Annotated in this window: 8 protein-coding genes and 1 pseudogene; 5 read left to right on the top strand and 4 right to left on the bottom strand. The window is 72.9% G+C overall.

Features of this window, described 5'->3' with window-relative positions:
• From AB0M20_RS18160 to AB0M20_RS18145, 4 genes and pseudogenes are all read left to right on the top strand, one after another.
• Positions 1 to 817 (top strand): annotated as a pseudogene (locus AB0M20_RS18160) (hypothetical protein); the annotation flags it as partial.
• The gene (locus tag AB0M20_RS18155) at positions 814 to 1764 is read left to right on the top strand and encodes a MoxR family ATPase (protein ID WP_364299488.1); all 951 of its coding nucleotides are present in this window, start codon (positions 814 to 816) and stop codon (positions 1762 to 1764) included. The pseudogene AB0M20_RS18160 and the gene AB0M20_RS18155, both read left to right, overlap by 4 nt.
• Positions 1764 to 3083 carry a DUF58 domain-containing protein gene (locus tag AB0M20_RS18150; protein ID WP_364299486.1) on the top strand — a complete coding sequence of 440 codons (1320 nt, stop codon included), beginning with the start codon at positions 1764 to 1766 and terminating at the stop codon, positions 3081 to 3083. The genes AB0M20_RS18155 and AB0M20_RS18150 overlap by 1 nt, the downstream gene beginning before the upstream one ends.
• A 41-nt stretch (positions 3084 to 3124) precedes the next feature.
• A complete protein-coding gene (locus AB0M20_RS18145) occupies positions 3125 to 3907 on the top strand; it encodes an alpha/beta hydrolase (RefSeq protein WP_364299484.1) in 783 nt (260 codons plus the stop codon).
• Here the strand turns inward: AB0M20_RS18145 and AB0M20_RS18140 are convergent.
• From AB0M20_RS18140 to AB0M20_RS18130, 3 genes are all read right to left on the bottom strand, one after another.
• Positions 3900 to 4292 carry a GntR family transcriptional regulator gene (locus AB0M20_RS18140; RefSeq protein ID WP_364299482.1) on the bottom strand — a complete coding sequence of 131 codons (393 nt, stop codon included), beginning with the start codon at positions 4290 to 4292 and terminating at the stop codon, positions 3900 to 3902. The two genes, AB0M20_RS18145 and AB0M20_RS18140, sit on opposite strands and share 8 nt — an antisense overlap.
• Complete coding sequence (locus AB0M20_RS18135; protein WP_364299480.1) at positions 4289 to 5098, bottom strand: hypothetical protein; 810 nt, start codon at positions 5096 to 5098, stop codon at positions 4289 to 4291. Before AB0M20_RS18135 ends, AB0M20_RS18140 begins: the two co-directional genes overlap by 4 nt.
• Positions 5099 to 5178: 80 nt before the next feature.
• Complete coding sequence (locus AB0M20_RS18130; RefSeq protein ID WP_364299478.1) at positions 5179 to 6171, bottom strand: stage II sporulation protein M; 993 nt, start codon at positions 6169 to 6171, stop codon at positions 5179 to 5181.
• Positions 6172 to 6207: 36 nt separating this feature from the next.
• Here AB0M20_RS18130 and AB0M20_RS18125 point away from each other — a divergent pair, with 36 nt between their 5' ends.
• A complete protein-coding gene (locus AB0M20_RS18125; protein WP_364299476.1) occupies positions 6208 to 7104 on the top strand; it encodes an RDD family protein in 897 nt (298 codons plus the stop codon).
• Here the strand turns inward: AB0M20_RS18125 and argS are convergent.
• The coding region (gene argS / locus AB0M20_RS18120) for an arginine--tRNA ligase (RefSeq protein ID WP_364299474.1) at positions 7054 to 7532 on the bottom strand (479 nt) is incomplete at its 5' end. The genes AB0M20_RS18125 and argS overlap by 51 nt on opposite strands.

Below are 7532 nucleotides of genomic sequence, written 5' to 3'. Positions count from 1 at the left end.
GGCGGTGCTGCGCTGGCAGTTCGGCGCCGGCGACAGCGAGTTCAGCTGCTACGAGGGCGGGGTCGTCGAGCTGGTGACCGACGGGCCGCAGGTGACGCTGGTCGGCGCGTCCGACCCGTTCCGCAACGACCGGCAGGACGAGTGGAACAACGCCGGCTTCGCGACCGGTCTGTTGTCTCGCGGCGACCGGGTGGTGTGGCTCGACCTGCACGAGCGCGAGGAGCCACCGCCGGACGACCCGGTGCCCGGCATCGGCGAGGAGCCCGGTTACGACCCGCGCGACGACGAGTCGGGCGAGGAGCAGACCGACGGCGGGGACGGGCCGGGCGGCGACGAGGAGGGCGAGGACGGCGGCGCCGAGGAACGGCCGCAGTCCGGCGGCGAGGGCGAGAGCGAGGAGCAGAGCACGCTGGCGCAGGCGTTCCCGCCCTCGTTCTGGGCGGCCGTTCTGCTGCTGGCGCTGGCGTTGCTGGCGTTCGCCGCGGCGTCGGCGCGCCGGCTCGGGGCGCCCGTCCCGGAGCCGCTGCCGGCCCGCGTCCGGGCGGCTGAGACCGTACGCGGACTCGGCGGCCTCTACCGCCGGGCCCGGGCGCGCGACGCCTCGCTGAGCACCGTGCGGGCCGCGGCCGTGCGCAGGCTGGCCGTGCACTTCGGGCTGCCACCGGACAGCGACGTCAACACGGTGGCGGCGCGACTTCCGGAGCAGCAGCGAGCGGTGCTCACGGACGCCCTGGTGGAGGGCGACGAAGATCTGGTGGACAGGGCGGCTGCCGTGCAGCGGCTGGTGCGGCAAGTGATCGAAGGGGAACAGTTGTGACGACGTCCGTGGATGCGCTCGGCCGGTTGCGGGCCGAGGTCGGCAAGGCGGTGGTGGGCCAGGACGCCGTGGTCGGCGGCGTGGTCATCGCGCTGCTCTGCGGCGGTCACGTGCTGCTGGAGGGCGTGCCCGGGGTGGCCAAGACGCTGCTGGTCCGGTCGCTGGCCACCGCGCTCGACCTGGACCACAAGCGGGTGCAGTTCACCCCCGACCTGATGCCCGGCGACGTGACCGGCTCGCTGGTCTACGACGCGCGGACCGCCGCGTTCAACTTCCGGCCCGGCCCGATCTTCACCAACCTGCTGCTCGCCGACGAGATCAACCGGACGCCGCCGAAGACGCAGGCGGCGCTGCTCGAGGCGATGGAGGAGCGGACGGTCAGCGTGGACGGCGTGCCGCGGCGGCTGCCCGAGCCGTTCATCGTGGCGGCCACCCAGAACCCGATCGAGTACGAAGGCACGTACCCGCTGCCGGAGGCGCAGCTGGACCGGTTCCTGCTGAAGCTGTCCGTGCCGCTGCCGGAGCGCCACGACGAGCTGAACGTGTTGCGCGCCCACCACCAGGGCTTCGACCCGCGCGACCTCAAGGCGGCCGGGGTGATGGCGGTGGCCACGGCCGAGGACCTGGCGGCGGGGCGGGCGGCGGTGCGGCGGACCGGTGTCACCGACGCGGTGCTGGAATACATCGTGGATCTGGTCCGGGCGACCCGCGCGGCGCCGTCGCTGGAGCTGGGCGCGTCGCCGCGTGGCTCGACGGCCCTGCTCGCGGTGGCGAAGGCGCGGGCCTGGCTGAGCGGGCGTGACTACGTGACGCCGGACGACGTGAAGGCCTTCGCCCTGCCGGTGCTGCGGCACCGGGTCCGGCTGCGGGCCGAGGCCGAGCTGGACGGGATCACCGTGGACGCCGTGCTGCGATCGGTGCTCTCCGCCGTGCCGTCGCCGCGCTGATGGTGACGCGGCGCTTCGCGCTCCTGCTCGCCGTGGGGGCGGTCGCTCCGGCGCTGTCGCCGTGGCCGTGGTTCGCGGCGGGCGTGGTGCTGGTGCTGCTGGCCGGGGTCGTGGCCGTCGATCTGACGCAGGCCGGACCGCTCGACGGGGTGCGGCTGAGCCGTGAGGGCGACACCACGGTGTGGCTGGGCGGGACGGCGACCGTCACGCTGCACGTCGAGAACGTCTCCGACCGGCCGATGCGGCTGTCCCTGCGGGACACCTGGGTGCCGTCCGCCGGTTCGGCCCATGCGGAGCACCGGCTGAGTCTGGAGCCGGGTACGCGGGAGAGCATCGCCACCGTGCTCACCCCGACCCGGCACGGCGACCGCCCGGCGGTGCGCGTGACGCTGCGCTCGTACGGGCCGTTGCATCTCGCGTACCGGCAGCGGCGCGCGGCGTGGAACGACGCGCGTACCCCGAAGTGGGTTCTGCGGGTCCTGCCGCCCTTCCCTTCGCGCCGGCTGCTTCCCGAGAAGCTCGCCAAGCTGCGGGTCTTCGACGGCGCCGTGGTGACCCGCGGGCGCGGCCAGGGCACCGAGTTCGACAACCTGCGCGAGTACGTGATCGGCGACGACGTCCGCTCGATCGACTGGCGGGCGAGCGCACGGGCGCAGGACGTCGTGGTGCGCACCTGGCGCCCGGAACGCGACCGCCGCGTGCTGTGTCTGCTGGACACCGGCCGCACCTCCGCGGCGCGGATCGGCGACGAGCCCCGGCTGGACGCCGCGATCGACGCGGCCCTGCTGCTCTCGGTGCTGGCCACCCGGGCCGACGACCGGGTCGACCTGCTGGCCGCGGACACCGCGATCCGCGCCAAGGTGGAGGGCGGCGGGCACCGCACCAAGCTGACCCGGCTGATCTCGGCGATGGCGTCGCTGGAGCCGGCCCTGGTGGAGACCGACTTCGGGCTGGCCGTCGCCGAGCTGCTGCGGCGCGACCACAAGCGGGCGCTGGTGGTGATCTTCACGGCGCTGGACGCGGCGCCGATCATCGAGGGCCTGCTGCCGATGCTGCACCGGCTGGTGACCCTGCACCGGGTGGTGGTGGCGAGCGTGCGCGACCCGGAGACGGCCCGGCTGGCGGTGCTGCCGGAGGCCGGCGCGAGCGCCGACGACGTGCACGTGGCGGCGGCCGCCGAGCTGGCGCTGGCCGAGCGCGACCGGGTGCGGGCGGTGCTGACCCAGCTCGGTGTGATCGTGGTCGACGAGACCCGCGATCTTTTCGCCTCGAAGGTCGCCGACGTCTACCTGGCGTTGAAGGCCGCGGGCCGGTTGTAGGAGGACCGATGAATCCGCCCGCCCGCGCCGGTCACCATGGCATGACGAACATTCTCCGAGTCCCCGATGCCGACCTCTACTACGAGCTGCGTGGCGACGGCCCGCTCGCGGTGCTCGCCGCCGCGCCGATGACCGCCGACGCCTTCGCCCCGCTGGCCGATCTGCTGGCCGCCGACCACACCGTGCTGACCACCGATCCGCGCGGCATCGGCCGCAGCTCGGTCGACGACCGGTCGGCGCCGTCGACGCCGTCGCAGCGGGCCGCCGACCTGGCCCGGCTGATCGAGCATGCCGGCCGTGGCCCGGCGGCGTTCGTGCTCGGGTCGAGCGGCGGCGCGGTGAGCGTGCTGGCGCTGGCCGAGGAGCACCCGTCGAGCGCGTCGCTGATCATTGCGCACGAGCCGCCGCTGCTGGAGGTGCTGCCGGACCGCGACGAGCTGTGGGCCGGGACCGAGGACATGCTGGCCACCTGGGAGGCGGGCGACCGGGTGGGAACGTTCCGCAAATTCATGCGGATCGCCAACCTCGACCTGCCCGAGGAGGTCGTGCAGATGATGGCCGGCGGGCCGCCCAACCCGGACGACGACTTCCAGTACCGGAACATGTACCGCGCAACGATCGGCTTCCGCCCGGATGTGGCTCGGCTGAGAGAGCGCCGGATGCTGATCGGCATCGGCGAGGAGTCGGCGGGTCAGCTCTGCGACCGGGCGTCCCGCGCTCTTGCCGCGTCGCTGGGCATCGAGCCGACGATGTTCCCCGGCGGCCACATCGGCTTCGCCGAGGACCCGGCGGCGTTCGAGGCCCGCCTCCGCAAAGTCATCTGACCATCCGCGCGGGTTCGACCGGTGGCGTCGAGGCCTGGCCCAGTGCCGCCTCGACGATCCGGACCGCCTCGCCGGGATCGATGCCGACGCTCGTGATGACCGCCGCGTAGTCGCGGGCGGCGCGGCGGGCCTGCTCGAGGGCCTGCTCCCCGCCGGCCGAGACGAACGAGCCGGCCCGCCCGCGGGTCTCGATCAGCCGGGCGTCCTCCAACTCCCGGTACGCCCGGCCGACGGTGTTCACGGCGAGTCCGAGGTCGGCCGCGAGCCGGCGGATCGTCGGCAGTCTCGTGCCGACGGCGAGCGAGCGGTCCTGGATCTGCCTGGCCAGCTGGGCCCGGATCTGCTCGTACGGCGGCGTCGGCGAGCCGGCGTCGATGACGATCATCGAATGGCCATGGCTCGCCGTGCCGCCGTCGCGACACCGGCACTCCGCATGTGGATCAGGAACAACGCGATGACCCCCGCCACCACCAGCGCCATGGAGACCGCGTTCCACCAGCCGATCGATTCGCCGTACAGGAAGAGGGCCGGCAGTATCCACACCAGACTCGGTGTGACCAGGGCCCGTGCGTCCTCGACCCGCATGATGACATCGGCCGTGAGCGACGCCTCGTCCTCCGCCACGGCCGGGCTCGCCAGCACCTGGCGCAGCTGCATGACGACGCCCGCACCGGCGCCGAACAGACCGATCAATACGAAGATCGCCCCGTAGCGCAAGGCGGCGTCCGCGATGGGCAGCACGCTCACCGCGAGCAGCACCGCGGCGGTGAAGGTGGCGACCGCGAAGACGGCATGCGGCCGGCCCAGCACCGCCCGCCAGCCGAGCTGGACCGGGTGGGCCACCCGCCGGGGCAGTCGCGCGCCGGCCTGCCGGTCGACGCGCCGGACCCACCGCCCGAGCGTCCACTGCGCCATCAGCAATGCGACCACCAGCGCCGCCAGCACCAGCAGCGTAGGCCGGGAGGGTGTGCCGCCGGCCAGCCGGCCCAGCGTCTGCATGAGTGCCGCACCGAGGATGAACGCGGCCAGCAGGGCGCTGTCGACGGCCTTGGCACGCCGCCGCACCGCCAGCCGCGCCGTGAGGAGTGGGGTGGGCTCGGCGTCGGTCAAGCCGTGCCGGGCCAGCCATTGCGCGGCCTCCGCGTGATCAGGCTCCGTCTGATCGGGCTCCATCGGATCCGCTTCGCGCATGCCCTCACCTCCGAATGTCGCAAGCTTTGTCTCAACAGAGTGAGTCATAGCATGCGACAATGTCAAGGCGGCGGTTCCGGTCAACGCTGCGGCAGCTCGGTGAGCGCGATGTCGTCCAGGTCCGCGGTGGTCCGGCGATGGTGGGCCAGAGCGCCGTAGCCCAGCGCGTAGCCCAGGAAGCCGAGCCAGACCAGCGCACCGAGGGCGATGCGGAGGGAGGCCGGCAACGGTGACGGTGTCACGTACGCCTCGACCAGCCCGGCGACCAGCAGGACCAGCACCAGGCCGAGCGCGACCAGCATGCCGCTGCGCGCCCGCTCGGCCAGCGCCTGCCCGCGCGTGCGGAACGGTCCCGGCGCGATCCACGCCCAGCCGATCCGCAGCCCCACGCCGGCGCCGACGAAGACGCTGGTCAGCTCGAGCAGGCCGTGCGGCGCGATGTAGGTGAGGAAGGTGTCGCCGGCGCCCGCGCCGACCATCACGCCACCGGTCACGCCGATGCTCAGCAGGTTGCTGCCGAGCAGGTAGAAGACCGGCAGGATCAGCACACCGGAGGCCAGGCACTGCGCGGTGAGCAGCGCGTTGTTCGTCCACACCGCGGCGGCGAAGTTCTGCGCCCGGAACTCGCTGTAGTAGGCGACGAAGTCGTTGGCGACCAGGCGTTGCTGCTGCTCCTCGGACATGAACATGTCGGCCACGCCGGGGTTCGCGGCCACGTACTGGATCATGGCCGTGGCCAGCGCCACGCAGATCACGCCGACCGAGATCCACCACCAGCGGGTGCGGTAGAGCTCGCCGGGGAGCGCGGTGGTGAAGAACCGGCCGACCGGCGCCCAGGAGAAGCGGCGGCTGCCGGTGATCGCCGCGCGGGCGCCGAGCACCAGCCGGGACAGGTTGGCCACGATCACCGGGTCGGGCGAGCGGCTCCGGATCACCGACAGGTGCGTGGCGGCACGCTGATAGAGCAGCACCAGCTCGTCCGCCTCGTCGGGGGTGAGCCGGCGCCTGCGGGTCAGCCGCTCGAGCCGGTTCCACTCCCCGCGACGCTCGGCGACGTACACGTCGAGGTCCACCGGCGAAGGGTAGCGGCCGGCGTGTTGAATACGTGTGTGGAGAAGCCGGCCGACCGCCTCGTGAACGGTGAGGCGGTCGAGGTCGATGTCCGGTATGCCCGGCTGGGCTCACGGGCTCTGGCTCTCACCGTGGACATCGCCGTGCAGGTGCTGCTCGGGTTCTTCCTGCTGATCCTGGTCGTCGCCCTGGTGCCGCTGGTGTTCGGCGAGTTCGTGGACGACGCCCTGATGCGCAGCATCATGATCATCGTTGCGGTGACCGTGCTGATCGCGTACCCGACCACGATCGAGACCCTGACCAACGGCCGCAGCATCGGCAAGCGGCTGGTCGGGCTGCGGGTGGTACGTGAGGACGGCGGGCCGATCCGGGTCCGCCACGCGCTGACCCGCACGCTGGTCGGCGTGGCCGTCGAGTGGCCCGGCCTGATCATGCCGATGCTGACCTGGGTGGTCAGCCTGCTCACCATGACCTTCTCGCCGCGCGGCCGGCGGCTCGGCGACCTGGCCGCGGGCACGTTCGTGATCCACGAGCGGTCGGCGTCGGAGTGGGGCTGGATGCCGGCCATGCCGCCGCCGCTGAGCCGCTGGGCGGTGACCGCGGACCTGAGCGCGGTGGACGACGACCTGGCGCTGGCCGCACGGCACTTCCTGGCCCGGGCCAAGGAGATCCGGCGGCCGTGGCACGACCGGTTCGCCGACGGGCTGGCCGCCGAGATGATCGAGCGGATCCCGCAGCAGCCGCCGCCCGGCACGCCACCCATGCATCTGCTGGCGGCGGTGCTGGCCGAGCGGCGCCGGCGCGCGAGCGGTCAGGTGCTGACCACCCGCGCGCTCACCGAGCGGATCTGGCCGGGCTTCGGGCGGCTGGAGAACTTCACGAGGCTAGAGCCGGTCGGGAGTTTCGATGCCGAGCAGACCCAGCCCTTGCCGTAGGGTCGCCGCCGTGCGGGCGCAGAGCGACAACCTGCTCCGGCGTACGCCATCCGGCGCCTTCAGCACCGGACAGCTCTCGTAGAAGGCGGAGAACGCGCCGGCCACGCCGTACAGGTAACCGGCCAGCCGGTGGAACTCCAGACTCTCCGCCGTGCTCTGCACCATCGGCTCGAAGCCGAGCAGCTCCAGCGCGAGCGCCCGCTCCTTCGGCTCGGCCAACGTCACCGAGCCGGCCATGACCGAGCCGGCCTTGTCGAGGATGGACCTGATCCGGGCGTGGGCCATCTGCAGGTAGGGGCCGGTGTTACCGGTCAGCGACAGCATCCGGTCCCAGTCGAAGGTGTAGTCGGACAGCCGGTCGCCGGACAGGTCGGCGTACTTGATCGCGCCGATGCCGACCGCGGCCGCCACCGCCGGATCCGGGTTCA

The sequence above is a fragment of the Actinoplanes sp. NPDC051633 genome, assembly GCF_040681735.1.
Lineage (GTDB): Bacteria > Actinomycetota > Actinomycetes > Mycobacteriales > Micromonosporaceae > Actinoplanes.
This window is presented reverse-complemented; position numbering and strand designations above follow the sequence as displayed.